Annotated in this window: 12 protein-coding genes; all 12 read right to left on the reverse strand. The window is 73.6% G+C overall.

The genetic code is table 11. The features are described 5' to 3' along the window. Nucleotide 1: 1 nt before the first annotated feature. Entirely contained in the window at nucleotides 2-1,225 is a 1,224-nt protein-coding gene (metK, locus tag ACZ64A_RS09720; protein ID WP_469809371.1) for a methionine adenosyltransferase, read from the reverse strand. Beyond that, nucleotides 1,225-2,658: a nitrosuccinate lyase gene (locus ACZ64A_RS09725; protein WP_469809372.1), complete on the reverse strand. Its 1,434-nt coding sequence runs from the start codon at nucleotides 2,656-2,658 to the stop codon at nucleotides 1,225-1,227. The genes metK and ACZ64A_RS09725 overlap by 1 nt, the downstream gene beginning before the upstream one ends. Beyond that, nucleotides 2,655-4,628, reverse strand: coding sequence for an FAD/NAD(P)-binding protein (locus ACZ64A_RS09730; RefSeq protein ID WP_469809374.1), 1,974 nt, complete (start codon nucleotides 4,626-4,628; stop codon nucleotides 2,655-2,657). The genes ACZ64A_RS09725 and ACZ64A_RS09730 overlap by 4 nt, the downstream gene beginning before the upstream one ends. Next, entirely contained in the window at nucleotides 4,625-6,424 is a 1,800-nt protein-coding gene (locus ACZ64A_RS09735) for an FAD-dependent monooxygenase (protein ID WP_469809375.1), read from the reverse strand. Before ACZ64A_RS09735 ends, ACZ64A_RS09730 begins: the two co-directional genes overlap by 4 nt. Next, the gene (locus ACZ64A_RS09740; RefSeq protein ID WP_469809377.1) at nucleotides 6,417-8,285 is read right to left on the reverse strand and encodes an FAD-dependent monooxygenase; all 1,869 of its coding nucleotides are present in this window, start codon (nucleotides 8,283-8,285) and stop codon (nucleotides 6,417-6,419) included. Before ACZ64A_RS09740 ends, ACZ64A_RS09735 begins: the two co-directional genes overlap by 8 nt. Next, nucleotides 8,282-9,298 (reverse strand): methyltransferase, encoded by a 1,017-nt coding sequence (locus ACZ64A_RS09745; protein ID WP_469809378.1) that lies wholly within the window; start codon nucleotides 9,296-9,298, stop codon nucleotides 8,282-8,284. Before ACZ64A_RS09745 ends, ACZ64A_RS09740 begins: the two co-directional genes overlap by 4 nt. 108 nt (nucleotides 9,299-9,406) lie before the next feature. Continuing rightward, nucleotides 9,407-11,146 carry a class I adenylate-forming enzyme family protein gene (locus tag ACZ64A_RS09750; protein ID WP_469809380.1) on the reverse strand — a complete coding sequence of 580 codons (1,740 nt, stop codon included), beginning with the start codon at nucleotides 11,144-11,146 and terminating at the stop codon, nucleotides 9,407-9,409. After that, nucleotides 11,143-12,087, reverse strand: a complete 945-nt coding sequence (locus tag ACZ64A_RS09755; RefSeq protein WP_469809381.1) for a bifunctional transcriptional activator/DNA repair enzyme AdaA — start codon at nucleotides 12,085-12,087, stop codon at nucleotides 11,143-11,145. The genes ACZ64A_RS09750 and ACZ64A_RS09755 overlap by 4 nt, the downstream gene beginning before the upstream one ends. After that, nucleotides 12,084-13,187 carry a 3-dehydroquinate synthase II family protein gene (locus ACZ64A_RS09760; protein WP_469809382.1) on the reverse strand — a complete coding sequence of 368 codons (1,104 nt, stop codon included), beginning with the start codon at nucleotides 13,185-13,187 and terminating at the stop codon, nucleotides 12,084-12,086. Before ACZ64A_RS09760 ends, ACZ64A_RS09755 begins: the two co-directional genes overlap by 4 nt. Beyond that, nucleotides 13,184-13,996 carry a 2-amino-3,7-dideoxy-D-threo-hept-6-ulosonate synthase gene (locus ACZ64A_RS09765; RefSeq protein ID WP_469809383.1) on the reverse strand — a complete coding sequence of 271 codons (813 nt, stop codon included), beginning with the start codon at nucleotides 13,994-13,996 and terminating at the stop codon, nucleotides 13,184-13,186. Before ACZ64A_RS09765 ends, ACZ64A_RS09760 begins: the two co-directional genes overlap by 4 nt. Before the next feature lie 89 nt (nucleotides 13,997-14,085). Next, the gene (locus tag ACZ64A_RS09770; RefSeq protein ID WP_469809384.1) at nucleotides 14,086-14,733 is read right to left on the reverse strand and encodes an O-methyltransferase; all 648 of its coding nucleotides are present in this window, start codon (nucleotides 14,731-14,733) and stop codon (nucleotides 14,086-14,088) included. 162 nt (nucleotides 14,734-14,895) lie between these two features. After that, nucleotides 14,896-15,522 (reverse strand): cupin domain-containing protein, encoded by a 627-nt coding sequence (locus ACZ64A_RS09775; protein ID WP_469809386.1) that lies wholly within the window; start codon nucleotides 15,520-15,522, stop codon nucleotides 14,896-14,898. Between the last annotated feature and the right edge of the window lie 19 nt (nucleotides 15,523-15,541).

Consider the following 15,541-nt stretch of genomic DNA (forward strand, 5'->3'; position numbering starts at 1 on the left):
GTCACACGCCGGCCGCGGCGCGCAGCTGCCGCACCCGGTCCGTGCGCTCCCAGGTGAAGTCGGGCAGCTCACGGCCGAAGTGGCCGTAGGCGGCGGTCCGGGCGTAGATCGGGCGCAGCAGGTCCAGGTCGCGGATGATGGCCGCGGGACGCAGGTCGAACGTGGCCCGGATGGCCCGCTCGATCCTTTCCTGGGCGACGGTGGCGGTGCCGAAGGTCTCGACGAACAGGCCGACCGGCTGGGCGGTGCCGATGGCGTAGGCGACCTGCACCTCGCAGCGGGCGGCGAGGCCCGCGGCGACGACGTTCTTCGCGACCCAGCGCATCGCGTACGCCGCCGAGCGGTCCACCTTGGAGGGGTCCTTGCCGGAGAAGGCGCCGCCGCCGTGGCGGGCCATGCCGCCGTAGGTGTCGATGATGATCTTGCGGCCGGTCAGGCCGGCGTCACCCATCGGGCCGCCGATCTCGAACCGGCCCGTGGGATTGACCAGCAGACGGTGGTCGTCGTACTCCAGCTTGACTCCGTCGTCGGCGAGCTCGGCGAGGACCGGTTCCACGACGTACTCGCGGATGTCGGGGGTGAGCAGCGCCTCGATGTCGATGTCCGCCGCGTGCTGGGCGGAGATCACGAGAGTGTCCAGGCGGACCGGGCGGCTGCCCTGGTACTCGATGGTCACCTGCGTCTTGCCGTCCGGGCGCAGGTAAGGAAGGGAGCCGTCACGGCGCACCCCGGACAGGCGCTGCGCCAGGCGGTGGGCCAGCTCGATCGGCAGTGGCATCAAGGAGGGCGTCTCGTCGGTGGCGTAGCCGAACATCAGGCCCTGGTCCCCGGCGCCCTGCCGGTCCAGCTCGTCCTCGGCCGCTCCCGCGGCGGCGCCCTCCACCCGGGTCTCGTAGGCGCTGTCGACTCCCTGGGCGATGTCGGGCGACTGGCTGCCGAGGGAGACCGAGACACCGCACGAGGCGCCGTCGAAGCCCTTGGTCGACGAGTCGTAGCCGATGGCCAGGACGGTGTCGCGGACCAGCTGCGCCACCGGGACCCGGGCCGTGGTGGTGACCTCGCCCGCGAGATGCACCTGACCTGTGGTGAGCAGTGTCTCCACGGCGACCCGGGCAGTGGGGTCCTCGCGCAGCAGCGCGTCGAGAACGGCGTCGCTGATCTGGTCGGCGATCTTGTCGGGGTGGCCCTCGGTGACGGATTCAGAGGTGAACAGACGACGCGGCATCACAGCTCCTGAACGAGGCGGGAATCGGGCGGGGACATGGAGAGCGCACGGCTGGTCAGGGCCGGTGCGCCGCCCACGTACGCGGTGGGGTCGAGCAGGTGCGTGAGTTCCTCGGCGGTGTGATGCGCGGTGATCTCCGGCATCGCGCTCACCACCGTCGGCAGGGGGACCTGATCGCGGTCCGCGACGTGCGAGGCCCGCGCGACCAGGTCCTTCGCGCGCTCCCTGCCGAGCTTCGGGGCCAGCAGGGCGGCCAGTCGCTCACTCACGATGCGGCTCCCGGTCAGGGCGAGATTGCGCAGCATGCGGGCGGGGTCGGGGGTGAGGCCCTCGGCCAGTTCGGCGGCCGTGTGGGCGGCGCCGCCCGCCAGGCGCAACGCCTCGCGCAGCAGCAGCCACTCGGCGTGCCAGACGCCCGCGGAGCGTTCGTCCTCCGTCACCAGACACTGGGTGAGGCCCGAGGTCAGCGCGGGGACCTGCAGCGCGGCGCTGCGGATCAGGGTGGACAGCACGGGGTTGCGCTTGTGCGGCATGGCCGAGGAGCTTCCGCGTCCTGCGACGGCGGGCTCCGCGACCTCGGCGATCTCCGTACGGGCCAGCACCTGCACGTCGGCTGCCATCTTGCCGAGCGCGCCGGTGGTGAAGGCGAGCGCCGCCGCCGTGTCCGCGATCGGGGTGCGCAGCGCGTGCCACGGAAGGGCGGGGCGGGCCAGCCCGGTCTCGGCGGCGAAGCAGTCCACGAGCCGGTCCAGGTAGAGGTGCGGGGGCGGCGCGGTGGATCCGAGGCCGGCGAACTCCAGGTAGCCGGCGAGGGTTCCGGCGGCCCCGCCGAGGGACACCGGCAGGGACCGGTTCGCCCCCTCGACCCGGACGGCGGCGTCCAGCACCAACTGCCGCCAGCCCGCCGCCTTGAGCCCGAACGTGGTGGGCACCGCGTGCAGGGCCAGGGTACGGCCCGCCATGACGGTCTCCCGGTGCCGATGGGCCAGCGCCGCCAGCGCCCCGGCCGCGCGACGCAGGTCTTCGAGCATCAGGTCCAGTGCCCGCCGGCACACGAGCATCATGCCCGTGTCCAGTATGTCCTGACTGGTCGAGCCGCGGTGCACGTACTCGGCGGCCGGGCCGTCCTCGGCGGCCACCGCCTCGGTCAGAGCGCGGACCAGGCCCACCACCGGGTTGGCGCTCTCACGCCCCGCCAGGGCCAGCGCCCGGGCGTCGAACCGGTCGGCCCGGGCCGACCGGGTGATGGCGTCGGCCGCCGAGGGCGGCAGGGTACCGAGGTGGGCCTGCGCCCGGGCGAGCGCGGCCTCGGCGTCCAGCATGGCCTGCAGCCATGCCGTGTCGCTGACGGCCTTCTCGACGGGTGTTCCGACCCGCACGGGGGACAGCAGCCCGGAGTCCGGGCCTGCGTCGGGGACGGTGGGGCGGGTCATGGCGTCATCTCCAGAGCTGGGGCCGGGGGGCCGCCGGGCGCCGGCGCGGCGGGCCGTGCCGGCGCGAGGGCGAGCAGGGCCCGGGCGATGGCGTCCGAATCGCCGAGGATCACGGAGTTGACACCGGGCCGTATGCCGGCCGCCGTCACCCAGTGCACGGACTCGGTCGGCACGCCGTAGGCGAAGCGCCTCGGATGTGCCCGTCCGCGAGCGTCGACGGTCCGGTACGGGCGTGAAGTCACCGCGAGTCCACCCGACTCGAAGCCGGTGCCGCGCGGCCCGGCGAGCCGGTAGGGGACCGCCTGGCCGGTGGCGAGCAGGTCCTGCAGCAGGGTGTCCGCGCTGCGGCGCACGTCGGGTTCCGGCAGCCGCGCTTCGATCAGCACGGACGCGGTGACCGGCTCCGCGTCGACGTGACGCGACGCGGCCACGAAGCCGGGCCGGCCGTGGTGCGTGCTCAGCGCGATCTGCGTCTGCGGGCCCAGCAGTTGGACCACCCCCGCTTCAACCAGCGCGTGCAGCTCCTCGATGCGGGACAGGGGCGGGCCGATGGACAGGAAGGCGTTGAGCGGTGTGTACCAGTGCTTGAGATCGTCGCGGTAGGAGTCGCCGTCCAGACCGCCGTGGTCGACGGCCAGCCGGATCTCGTTGCGCAGGTCCCGCAGGACGTCCAGCGCCGCTTTGAGCGGCCCGTTGACGTTGCCGGCCCGGGCTTCTCGGATGTCCTTCGCCAAGTGGTCGAGCAGCCAGCGCTCGAAGCTCGCCCGATCGGGGAAGTGCCGTCCCCGCGTCGGGTGTTGGACCGCATTCCAGTCCCATCGTTCGCTCGGGCCGACGCCGTGGGCGTCCAGGACCCGCGACCGGGCCCGCGCGGTGGGAGCGCCGAGGTAGTCGGACACGAACGTCCCGTGGGCGCCGCCCCGGTTGCGCAGCAGCGTCTCGTAGTAGACGCTCTCCACCTCCAGGGCGATCAGCGGCCACAGGTCCGTGCCGAAGCGGACCCGTCCCCCCTGCCGCCGGCGCCGGCGCAGCCCGTCGATGACCTCAGGGGTGAGCAGGCGTGGCTCGTGGCGTCCGAAGGCGCCCTTCTCGTTCTCCCCGCGCGCGTGATACGGGACGCCGCGCCGGGAGCCGGCGAAGATCCGCGGCTCCCTGCCGGAGGGCAGGTAGCACAGCTTGCCCGAGCGGCGAACGAACGTGCCGCCCCGGCCGCGCGTGAGCAGCGCCATCTGGTCGAAGAAGTTGAGCCCGAGCCCGCGTACCAGCACGTTCCGGGCCGGGGGTACGGCGGAGAGGTCCAGGTCGGCGGGGTTGGCCGGCCTGATGTAGGTCAGCCCGTGGCGCGCGGCCGTCCGCGCCCAGGCGGATTCCTCGGGGGACGGACGCTCCGGGAGGTGTCCCTGGGCGAGGACCACGCCGTCCAGGCCGTGCAGGCGGGTGCCGTCCGCCAGGGTGAGGACCTGCGGGCCGCCCGGCACCTCCCCCTGGTCCCGCAGCGCCACGGCCCGGGTACGGTGTTCAACGATCCTGCAGTTGTCGGGTGCCCGCCCCGTGATGCGCCGGTAGGCGTCCTCCAGGTAGCACCCGTAGAAGGCGCGGGAGGGGTAGGCGTCCGGCCGCAGCGACGCGGCCTCGGCGTACGGCGTCTCGCCGAACCGGGAACGGGGGGAGCCGAGGACGACGGAGCGGGCCCACTCGTACAGGTTGGGGCCCGGTTCCACCGGTCCGTCCATCTCCACCGTGTCGTCGGTGAACACCGTCACCTGGGCCGCCACCGTGTTCATCAGCAGCAGCCGCGACTGGCTCGTGCGCCATACCCGCCCGGCCCCGGGCGGGTAGGCGTCCACGAGATGGACAGTGACCCGGCGGGGCGATGGATCCGCCCGCTCGTTGGCGCAGATCCGTTCCAGAACGGACAGGCCGCGCGGACCCACCCCGACGATGCACAGCTGCAGGTGCTCGGCGGTCATGACGCGGTCCTCGATCCGGTCACCCGGGCGATCAGCTCCGCCGGGTCGGTGGGCGGCCGGTTGCCGCGCCAGGCCACGTGCTGGTCGGGGCGCACCAGGACGAGGTCGCGTCCGTACAGGTCGCGGGCTTCGTCGTGGTCGACGTCCAGCACGGTCAGCGGCACGCCCTGCGCCTGGGCGGCGGCCTGCAGGCCCTTGCCGTCCGGGGCGCGTCCGCCGATCCGGAGCAGGGTGAACCCCGGCCCGAGCCGGTCGAACAGGGAGCCGCCGTGCCCGTGCCAGTCGTCCAGCCACAGGTGGGGCGTACGGCCGCCGGGGACACTGGAGGGCGTGTACGTGCCCCACGAGTCCGCGGGCGGATCGCCGTCCCCGGCGACGATGGGGGAGCCGTCGTACCGCGCCCCGAGCTGGACACCCAGCGAATGGGTGCGCTCGCCGTAGCAGCGCAGCAGGTCGCCGACGCGGGCGCGGGCCTCCTCGCCCCGCGCGCCGTCCTCCTCCAGGGCGTCGGGCCGCTCCACCGCGCCCAGCCCGGCGTTGAGTTCGCGGGCCGCGGTGGTGTTGCGGCGCGCGATGGGACGGCGTTCGCTCTCATACGTGGACAGCAGCCCCGGACCGCCCCAGCCCTGCAGCAGGGCGGCCAGTTTCCACGCCAGGTTGGCGGCGTCGTCCACACCCGTGTTCATCCCGAACCCGCCGTTCGGTGTGAACAGATGGGCGGCGTCCCCGGCCAGCAGCACCCGGCCGCTGGTGAAGCGCTGGGCGACCAGCGCCACTCCGGGCGTCCAGGGGCGCCTGCCGAGCACCTCCACGGGCAGCGGCGCTCCGGCGGCCCTGCGCACGAGGTCGGCGATCGCGCCGGGGCCGGCCGTGTCCGGGTCGACGGAGCTGGTCAGCAGGAAGAACTCGTCCTCCCCGTTGAGGGCGATGAGGTTCATCACGAGTTCGCTGTTGAGCGCCCAGTAGCTCCAGGCCCGGCGGCCGGTCACCGCGTCCCGGTGGAAGGTCGGCAGCCGCAGGTGGGCCGCGGTGGCCCGGCGGCCCAGGACGTCCTGGTCCAGTGCGCCGGCCCCCTCGTAGTGGACGCCCAGCGCGCGGCGCACGAAGCTGCGCCCGCCGTCGCAGCCCACGGCGTAGTGGGCGGCCCAGTGCTCGGCGCGGCCGTCCGCGCGCTCCGCCCGCAGCTCCACCCGGTTCGCGTTCTGCCGCAGCCGGGTGATGCGCCGGCCGGGGCACAGGGTGATGCGGGGCCGGGTACGGGCGTGTTCGACGAGGAACGCCTCGACGTACATCTGGTTGGCGCGGTGCACCGGTTCGGGGGTCTGGTCCGTGGCCGGGGCGGTGGCGGTCTGCCGCATCCGCTCGGCGCGTGAGGCGAGCCGCAGCCGGGACAGCTCGGTGCCGGTGTAGCGGGTGAAGTAGGCGATGTCGGCCGGGTGGTCCGCCGGCAGGCCCAGCCGGCGGATCGGCGCCGAGATGCCCAGCCGCCGGTAGTGCTCCATCGTGCGGGCGTTGTGCGTGTTGCCGCGCGGCTCGAAGGGCTGGCTCTCCTGCGCGTCGAAGACCACGCTGGGCACACCGTGGCGGTCCAGGAACAGGGCGAGCAGGAGCCCGACGGGACCGCCACCGACGATCGCCACCGGCGTGTGCGGGGCACCGGCCGGGAGCGGGGCGCCGGCCGGCAGTGGCCCGTCGCCGGGCAGGGGGCCGCCGGGCGCGCGCAGGGCGGCGGGCGGCGGCGTGGCAGCGGGGCGCTGCCCGGCGCCGGACGGAGGAGGGGTGCGCTCGTCAGGCATCCGCCGCACCCCCCGGCGCGTTGGCCGCATCCCCCGCCCCGGCCGCCGTCGCGCCGAGGCCCAGGCCGGTGGCCAGGGCGTCCTGCAGCCAACGTGCGGGGTCGGGACGGCCGGTGCGGCTGCGCGCGGCCACGAATCCGTCCGGGCGCACCAGGACCGCGCCGTCCTCGTCGTGCCCCCGCAGCTGCGTCCACCGTCCGTCGGCGGACTCCGCCTCGCCCGCGGCGCCCACGGCATGGACGTCGATCCGCACGCCGAGCCGCTCGGCCAGCACGCTCGCGGCCTCCCGCCACCCGGTGCCCCGGGCGCCGGTGAACAGCAGGAACGAGCCGGGCACCGTGTGCAGTTGATGGGTCGACACCCGCCGGCCCCGCAGGCGCAGCCAGGCGTGCGGCAGCCGGGAGCCGGGCCGGGCGGTCTGCCGGTACTCCAGCCCCAGCGGATCGGCCGGCGGCTGCGGCGACCCGTCGGGGACGACGAAGCCGGCGTCCGCGTAGCTGTAGCCCATCTCCAGGCCGAGGTGCGCGGTGGTGATGCGGTTGGTGTCGAAGTACTCGCGCAGGACCGTGCGCCGGGTCTCGCCGTCCGGCGTGGCCGAGAACAGGGCCGTCATCTGGGCGCGGTTCCACTCCGGACGGGCTCCCTGGACGACACCCGTCCCGGCCGTGAACGCGATCTGGTTGAACAGCGAGTACACGGCCCGCTCGACGACCCGCTGCGCCACCGGGCGCCGTTCCGCCTCGTAGCTGTCCAGCAGCGCCTCACCGGCCTGCCCGCCGAGCACCAGGGCGAGCTTCCAGGCCAGGTTGTGCGCGTCCTGGATGCCGGTGTTCAGGCCGAGCGCGCCCGAGGGCGGATGCCGGTGGGCGGCGTCGCCGGCCAGGAAGACGCGGCCCGAGCGGAAGCGCTGGGCCACGGTGCCCTCCACCGGCCACCGGCTGATGCTCTCCACGTCCATGACGTGGTCGTCGGGCAGCTTGAGCGTCCGGCGCACCATCTTGACGATCGTCTCGTCGTCGAGGTCGGCCGCCCCGCGGGCACCGGGCGGACGGGAGAACATCAGCGTCCACTCGCTGGAGTGCCGGCCCCACCGGTCCGGGCCCATCGGCACCACGCCGCAGTGTTCCAGCGTGCCGTCGTCCGAGAGGCTGGAGACCCGGTTGACGACCGCGTCGTCGTACGGCAGGAGGCCGGAGAAGTCGGTGCGGACATGGAGGTTGATCCAGTCGAGGAAGGTCGGCGTGCCCTCCATCGGGATCCCGCGCAGACGGCCCACCGTCTTCCCGCCGTCCGCCGCGATCACGTACGCGGCCCGCACCAGGAGGGTGCGCCCGCTCCCGCGGTCGACCACGGTGGCGGTGACTCCCGAGGCGTCCTCCTCCAGGTCGATCAGCTCGTGGTGGAAGAGCACGGCGCCGGGAGCGCGCTGCTCGGCGTGGCGGCGCAGCAGCGGCTCCAGCCAGCGCTGCCCGAGGTTGGCGTGCGGCTGCGCGGAGGCCGCGGCGTACCGCTCGGCCAGGTCCCCGCCGCCGTAGGCGCTCGTCCGGTACAGCACCTTGCGGTCGTAGGGCGCGTCGCCGCCGAGGCTCGTCAGCCACACCATGGCGCCGCAGTTCTCGGCGGGCGCGCCCTCGCGGTAGACGTCGTCCGCCACCTTGTGATGGGCGAATATCTCCATCGTCCGGGCGTTGAGGATGTGGGCCTTGGGCTGGACGGACGTCGAGGGGTGGCGTTCCACCAGCAGCGACTCGACGCCGAGGTCCGACAGGGCGAGGGAGGCGGTCAGGCCGGTACCGCCGCCGCCCACGATCAGCACGGGGACCCGGCGGTCGGCCGGCTGCCCTTCCCGGGTGCGGGTCACTTGTCGTCCTCCGAGGGGGCAGCGACCAGCAGGCTGGTCTCCAGGGGGAGCCGGTGGACGGCCTCCAGACGCAGGCCGGCGCCGCCGAGCAGGGTGCGGTAGCCGTCGAGGGTGCGCTCGCGGCCCCCGGCCGCCATGAGCAGGTGCAGGTCCCACAGCAGGGGCAGCAGCGACTGCCCGTCGTCGGCGACGACCCGCTCGACGACGAGGAGCCGGGCGTGGGCCGGCATGGCCGCCCGGACGTTGCTCAGCAACTGGTGGCAGCGGGTGTCGTCCCAGTCCTGCAGCACCCGCGACAGCAGATAGACGTCGCCGCCGGCCGGTACCCGCTCGAAGAGGTTCCCGCCGACGGTGCGGAACCGGTCGGCGCCGAGCGTGCGGCCGAGGCTCTCCTCGGCGAACACCGTCACGTGCGGAAGGTCGAACAGGATGCCGTCGAGTCCGGGACGGGCGTGCAGGACCGCCGCGAGCAGCGCGCCGGCGCCCCCCGCCACGTCGACGACCGTCCCCGTGGCCGGGAAGTCGTGGACGGCGGCGACGTCCTGGAAGAACACGTTGCCGGCGTTCATCGCGCGCTGGAAGCGGGCGGCCGCCTCCGGATCGGCCGCCAGGTGCTCGCGCAGGGGGACGCCGAAGGCGTGCTCGAACCCCGAAGTGCCGGTGCGCAGAGCGGCGGTGACGGCGCCCCAGGCGCGGTGGAACTCCTGTCCGTAGACGATCGCCATGTCCCGCATGGAGCGCGGGTGGTCCGTGCGCAGCAGGTCACCGGCCGGGGTGAGCCGGTAGCCGGTGTCGGCGGTGCCGGTGAAGACGCCGGTGGCGGTCAGCAGGCGCAGCAGACGCTCCACGGCGTCCTTGTCGCAGTCGGTGGCGGCGGCCAGGGCGGCCGCCGTGGTGTGTCCGGCGTGGATGTGGTCGGGGATGCCGAGCGCGGCGGCCGCATGGAGCGCCTGGGCCTGCCAGGCGCCGGTGAGGATGTCCACGACGCGGCGTTCGGGGTGGCCGTCGGCCATGTCTCGAGCCTTTCGCTGTCTTCGTTCGGCTGGGTGGGAAGCGGTGGCGGAGTGCCGCACCGTTCGCTGGGTCCGGCGGCCGTCGGTGCGGCCGCGGAGCCCGTCGGCTCACCGGTCGCCGGTCGCCGCCGTCCCGGTCACCGCGCGGGTGTGGGCGGTACCGGGCCGAGGGGGCTCGCCGAGGAGGAGCCGGTGCCGTTCGCGCAGCGACCGCTTGAGCACCTTTCCGGTCGGTCCGACCGGCAGGTCCTCGCGGTCCGCGGCGACGACCAGGGCGCCGAGGGGGTGCAGGCCCTTGCGGCGCAGGGCGGCGTTGCACGCGTCGAGCAGACACTGCGGCGACCGTTCGACGGCGTCCCGGTACAGGACGACGGCGGCGGGCAGCGACGTCCCGGGGCGGTCGGGGTCGTCGACGGCGACCACGGCCGCGTCCAGTGCCTGCGTGGTCAGCAGTACGGACTCCTCCAGCGGCAGGCTGTAGACCGGGCCGTCGGCCGTGCGGATCACGTCCGGGGTGCGGTCGAGGTGGTACCAGCGGCCGTCCGGGTCGCGCCGTACGACGTCCCCGGTGAGGAAGTAGCCGTTCACCAGGCTGTCCTGGCTGAGCACGGGGTCGTCCCAGTAGCCGGGGGTCACACTGCGGGTGACCACGCCCAGCAGGCCCGGTTCGCCGTCGGGCAGTTCACGGCCCTGTTCGTCGAGTACGGCGGCCCGCTCCACGGCCTTGATGGGCTGTCCGATCAGCCGGTCGTAGCGGGAGGTCTGCGGGGTGTGCACGCTGCGGAAGAGGACCATGCCCATCTCGGAGGAGCCCAGTCCGTCCACGTAGGCCGAGCCGGCGACCTTCCTGCGTCCCTCGCGGCGCATGCCCACCGCCGTGAGCGGCCGGATGTGGCGTTCGTGGGAGGCGTCGCCCATGCCGTTCCAGGTGTGGATGCCCTGCGCGGCGTACGGGGTGATCCGGGTGACGTCGACCTCGGCCAGGGTCAGCGGGAACCCGAGGACGAACGTCGGGCGGAACCGGTTGACCGCGCGGGTCAGCGACGCGCCGTCGGTGGCGTCGAGGACGAGCGAGGGTATCCCGAGCAGCAACGCCATGGTCAGATGGCTGATGCCCGCCGAGTGGCTCTGCGGCAGCGCCGTCAGCATCCGGTCCGAGCGCAGGGACGGGAAGCTCCACAGGCGGGCGCGCCGGCCGCCGAAGAACGAGGCGTGGGTGAAGACGGGGGCCTTGGGCCGGCCGGTGGTGCCGGAGGAGTGCGAGATCATCACCAGGTCGTCGTCCCGGTGGCGGTGCGGGAAGGCGGGCAGCGGGCCGCTCGGCCGGGGGGCGGTCGCGTCGAGCCGGCGGATGTCCTCCGTCACGATCGCCTTGGCGCGGTTGCCGTCCGGCCCGGCCCATGCCTCGGTGCAGGCGGCCAGCAGATCGGCGTCCGCCACCAGGACGGCGACGCGGGTACGGGTGAAGTACTCGGCGGCGGTGGGCGCCGCCATGCGGGGGTTGCAGTGCACCACGACGGCGCCGAGGCTGGTCACCGCGATGTGGTGCAGCAGCCCGTACAGGCCGTTGCGCGTGCAGACGCCCACATGGGTGCCGGGCAGGACGCCGTGGCTGCGGTACCAGTGGGCGTAGCGGATCACCGTGCGCCGGATGTCGTCCAGCGAGTACCCGGGCAGTTCGCCCTCGTCCCAGTCCTCGGCGGTGACGTCCGGGTGGAAGACCAGCGGCCGGTCCCGGTCGGCGGCCACCCGCCAGGCGTGCCAGAAGACGTTCCCCGCCCCGAGCCGCGGGTCGGCGGTGAGGCGCAGCCGCTGCGCTACGGACCGGTGGGTCCCCAGGATGTTCATGAAGGTGCCTCTCGGAATCGGTTGCCCGGTCCGGGCCGGGGGGTGAGGAGCGTGCGCAGCCCTCCTTCGAGCGCTCTGCTCTCGACGTCCGGCGGGAGGGCCGTGCCGGAGTGCGGCGGAACGCGCCGCACGGCCTGCGCCAGCCGGCGGGCGAGGGGGACGTCGGGTGTGAGCGCCGGCGCCGCCCAGTAGCGGGCGCGCAGCCGGCGTGCCAGCGCGTCGCCGTCCGGGCCGCGCAGCACGCAGGCGACGCCGGCCGGGGAGGCGCCCACGAGCAGGGCGCCGTGTGCGTGCGGGACGACGGCGTAGCGCAGGGGCACTCCCCGGCCGCCGTTGCGGTACGCCGTGGGCGTCATGCCCAGCAGGTCCCGGGTCAGCGCGTAGAAGGTGCCGGTGGAGTTGAAGCCGCTTTCGTAGATGGCGTCGGTGACGGTCCTGGTCCGGGCCAGCGCCTGCCGCAGCCGTTCCGCGCGGCAGGCGAGGGCGTAGGTCCGTGGTGTCACCCCGGTCGTCGCGGTGAACAGCCGGTGGAAGTGGGCCCGGCTGAACCCGCTGCGTGCCGCGAGGGCGTCGAGGGAGAGATGCCCCGGTTGTTCCAGCAGCCGGCAGGCGTGGAGCACGGCCCGCCGACCGGCCGAGGGAGCGGGCCGGTCGCCGGGCCGGCAGCGCCGGCAGGGGCGGAAGCCGGCGCGCCGTGCCTCCTGCGGTCCGGGGAAGAACACCGTGTTGCCCCGGTCGGGCAGGCGTGCCCCGCAGGAGGGGCGGCTGTAGACACCGGTGGTCAGCACTCCGTAGCAGAAGTCCCCGTCGGCCTGCGCGTCCCGCGCCACCACGGCCGCCCAGCGGGCCTCGTCGAGGTCCCGCGCCCACGGGTCCGTGGCCCCGGGCGGCGTGGTGCCCGCGCGCGGACGGCCGGCGGTCGCCTGCCGGGCGGGGCTCACTTCTCCAGGCAGAACTCGTCGATCGGGTAGCCGACGTGCCGGTCGGCGACGGGGAGGTAGCCGAGCACCTTGTCCCCGGGCTTCAGCTCGGTGCTGTTGAGGACCGTGCCGCCGGGGCCCAGCACCCGCACGTGCCAGTCGTCCTGGAGGATCAGGTTGGCGGTGCGGCCGTCGGGGCCGACGGCGTCGATGGAGATCAGCGGGCGGCTCTCGATCTTGACGCGGCCCACGGTGACCAGGCGGGTCCTGCCGTGGATGTCCACCGCGGTGACCTTGCTGCCGGCCTTCAGCTCGCTGAGGTAGTTGGTCCGCTCGTCCTGCCCGAGGGTGTACGAGTGGATGGCCCCGGCGTTGACGCGGAACGGCCTGGTCGGCATGTAGGGCAGCGGGTGCGTCTCGCTGACGCACAGGATCATGCCCTTGGAGTGGGAGCCGACGAGGATGCCCTCGTCCTCGCGGAAGTAGGTCGCCGTGTCCACGCAGGCCCGGTCGCCCATGCCGACGTGGGCGGTGGCGGTGATCTCCAGCTCCACCAGCTCCAGGTCGGGTACGTCCGTCTCGGCCGCCCGGCGCAGGGCGGTGGCGTCGCCGACTCCGGCCGGCGCCATCAGCACACCGTCCGAGCCGTGCTCCAGAACACCGAAGATGATCTCGGCCTCCTCGGTGTCCTGGGCCACCGTGACCAGGCTGCCCTCGGAGCGGGCCGCCGCGGCGATCACGATCTCCAGCGGGATCTTGGTCGGGTCCTTGAAGTACAGCAGGCTCCATGTGTCGGTGCGGGCGGAGCGACAGGCGTCCTCGAGGGTGTCCGCGTCGACGATCTCCACGTACCGGCCGAACTCCAGCTCCGGGTGGCGCAGCGCCAGTTCGGCCGGGTCGCCGTGCTTGCCGGGTTCGACGATGACGATGTCGGCCGGTGCGAAGTCCTCGGGCAGCGGACGGCCCTGCGGGAAGAGGATCTTGCGGACGGTGGGCGGCAGGCCCGCCAGGTCGGCGGGGTCCGCGGCGAGGATGCCGTCCACGCGTGCGTGGAGCGCCTCCTCCACGACCGCGTCCTTGGCCGATCCGACGGAACGTATGTCGATCCAGCTGAGCTTCACAGCACACCTGCCATTCGCGAGGAGGAGGAGGGGACCAGCGGGTCGCCGGCGCCGTGGATGATGCGGGCCAGCTCGGTGACGGTGGCGCGGGGGTCCGGGGAGCCGAAGACCCGGCGCCCGACGGCGATGCCGCGGCATCCCGCCGCCAGGGCCGCCGTGGTGAAGTCGGTGAGACTGGAGGTGCCGGCGCCGCCCGCCACGATGATGGGCAGCGGCGAGTGGTCGACGACCTCGGCCATGCGCTGTGCCGGCGAGGCGAAGACCGTCTTGACGACGTCCACGCCGAGGTCGGCGGCGATGTTGACCACGTGCGAGACGAGCAGCGGGTCGTAGGGGTCGGTGACACGGGGGCCGCGCGGATAGATCATGGCCAGCAGCGGCATGCCCCAGCGGTCGCAGGCGGCGGCCACGGTTCCCAGGTCGGCGAGTTGGGCCGCCTCCGTGTCGGCGCCGATGTTCACGTGCACGCTGACGGCGTCGGCGCCCAGGCGCAGGGCCTCCTCGACGTCGCCGACGAGGACCTTGGCGTTGACGTCGGGGCTGTGCGCGGTACTGGCGCTCAGATGGACGACCAGCGAGCAGGAGGCCAGCAGGCCCGGGTCGATCGAACGGGCGCGGCCCTTGTGGACCACGATGCCGTCGGCGCCCCCGCCCACGATGTCGTGGACGAGCTTCTCGAAGCCGCCGGCCGTGGTGATGGGGCCGTCGGAGACCGAGTGGTCGAGCGGTACGAGCAGGTAACGTCCGTCCCCCGTCCCGGACAGTCGTGCCAGGCGTAACGATTTTCCGGTCAGAGCTGTGGTTGTCATCGGGCACTCCGGTGTGGCGCGGGTGGGCGCCGTCGTGGGTGTGCGACCGCTCGGCCCCCGGTTCGCGGGAGCGGCGGGCGAGTCGGCCGTCAGGCCTTCTTGCGGACCAGTGACACACCGTCACCGATCGGCAGGATCACCACGTCGACGCGGGCGTCGGCGGCGATGTGTGCGTTGACCCGGCGCATGAGCGCGCCCTCGCCCTCGGGGTCGTCCACGACCGAGGAGAACCAGAGGACGTTGTCGACGAGAAGGGCGCCGCCGGGGCGGATGCGCGGCACCAGCTCCTCGTAGTACGCGAGGTAGTTGTCCTTGTCGGCGTCGATGAACGCCAGGTCCCAGTCGGGCGTCGCCGGCAGGGAGCGCAGGGTGTCCAGGGCGGGACCGATCCGGGAGTCGATCAGGTCGGCCACCCCGGCCTCCTTCCACGCCTCCTGCGCGATGGCCGCCCACTCCTCGTTCACGTCGCAGGTGAGGAGCCGGCCGTCGGCGGGCAGGCCCTTGGCGATGGCCAGGGCCGAGTAGCCGGTGAACGTACCGACCTCGATGACCGCCCGGGCCGACATCAGCTGGGTCAGGAGCGTGAAGAGCGTCCCCTGGGCGGTGCCGATCTGCATGCGCGAGCGTTCCCCGACCCGCGCGGTCCGCTCGATCAGGCGTTGCTGGAATTCGTCGACCGGACTGCTGTTCTCGACGATGTAGTCGTACAGCGCCTCTGATACCAATTTCGGCCTCATGAAAGGAGCCTCCCATTGCGCGCACCAGATCCTCACCAGAGCCGGTACAGGAAACCGGACCAACCAATTCCCGGCCGGAAAAAGGAGACGGCGTCACGGGCCCGGCGGGGCCCGTGACGCCGTGGTAGTCCTTTTGTCGCGCCGCGGGGTGCGGCGCCCTGCTCAGTAGTGCCAGGCGGCCACTTCCTCGGGAAGCGGTTCCAGTTCCGCGGTCACGTCCGGCTTGCGCTGGAGGTACTCGGGATTGCAGCCCCGGTAGCCGGCGAGGCGGGCGATGGGTGCCAGCACCCCGAACAGCAGGCGCTGCACCGGCCAGGCCGGCGAGGTGAAGCGCAGGACGTCCTGGAACTCCATCGTGGTGACGGCCTGCTGGAGCAGGTGCGGCATGCCCTCGGGGGTGGTCCGGCCGTCCTGGGCGAGCCCGAACAGCTGGCGCAGCACGAGCTGTTCGAACCGGTCGGCCCGGCCCTTCAGCTCGCACACGTGCCGGGACTCCACGTCCCCCGCGTTCCACCAGCGGTGCTTGGCGCCGGGCGGTATGAGGATGCTCTGACCGGGCTCGCTGAGCACCGTCTCGCGTCCGTCGACCAGGAACGCCACCCGCCCGCGCACCAGCGTGAACCGTTCCTCGCTGAGCGGGTGGACATGGGCACCGGAGACCGCACCGCCGGGCTGGACGTAGACGTCCATGATGGTGCGCTCCCCGCCGGTCTCGGCCGCGGGCGTGCGGATCACCACCCGCTCGCGGCACCTCGGGTTCTCGTAGACCTCTCCTTGCGCGACCGTCATGCTGGATCTCCTCGCTCGT

It is taken from the genome of Streptomyces sp. NPDC104814 (assembly GCF_055583185.1).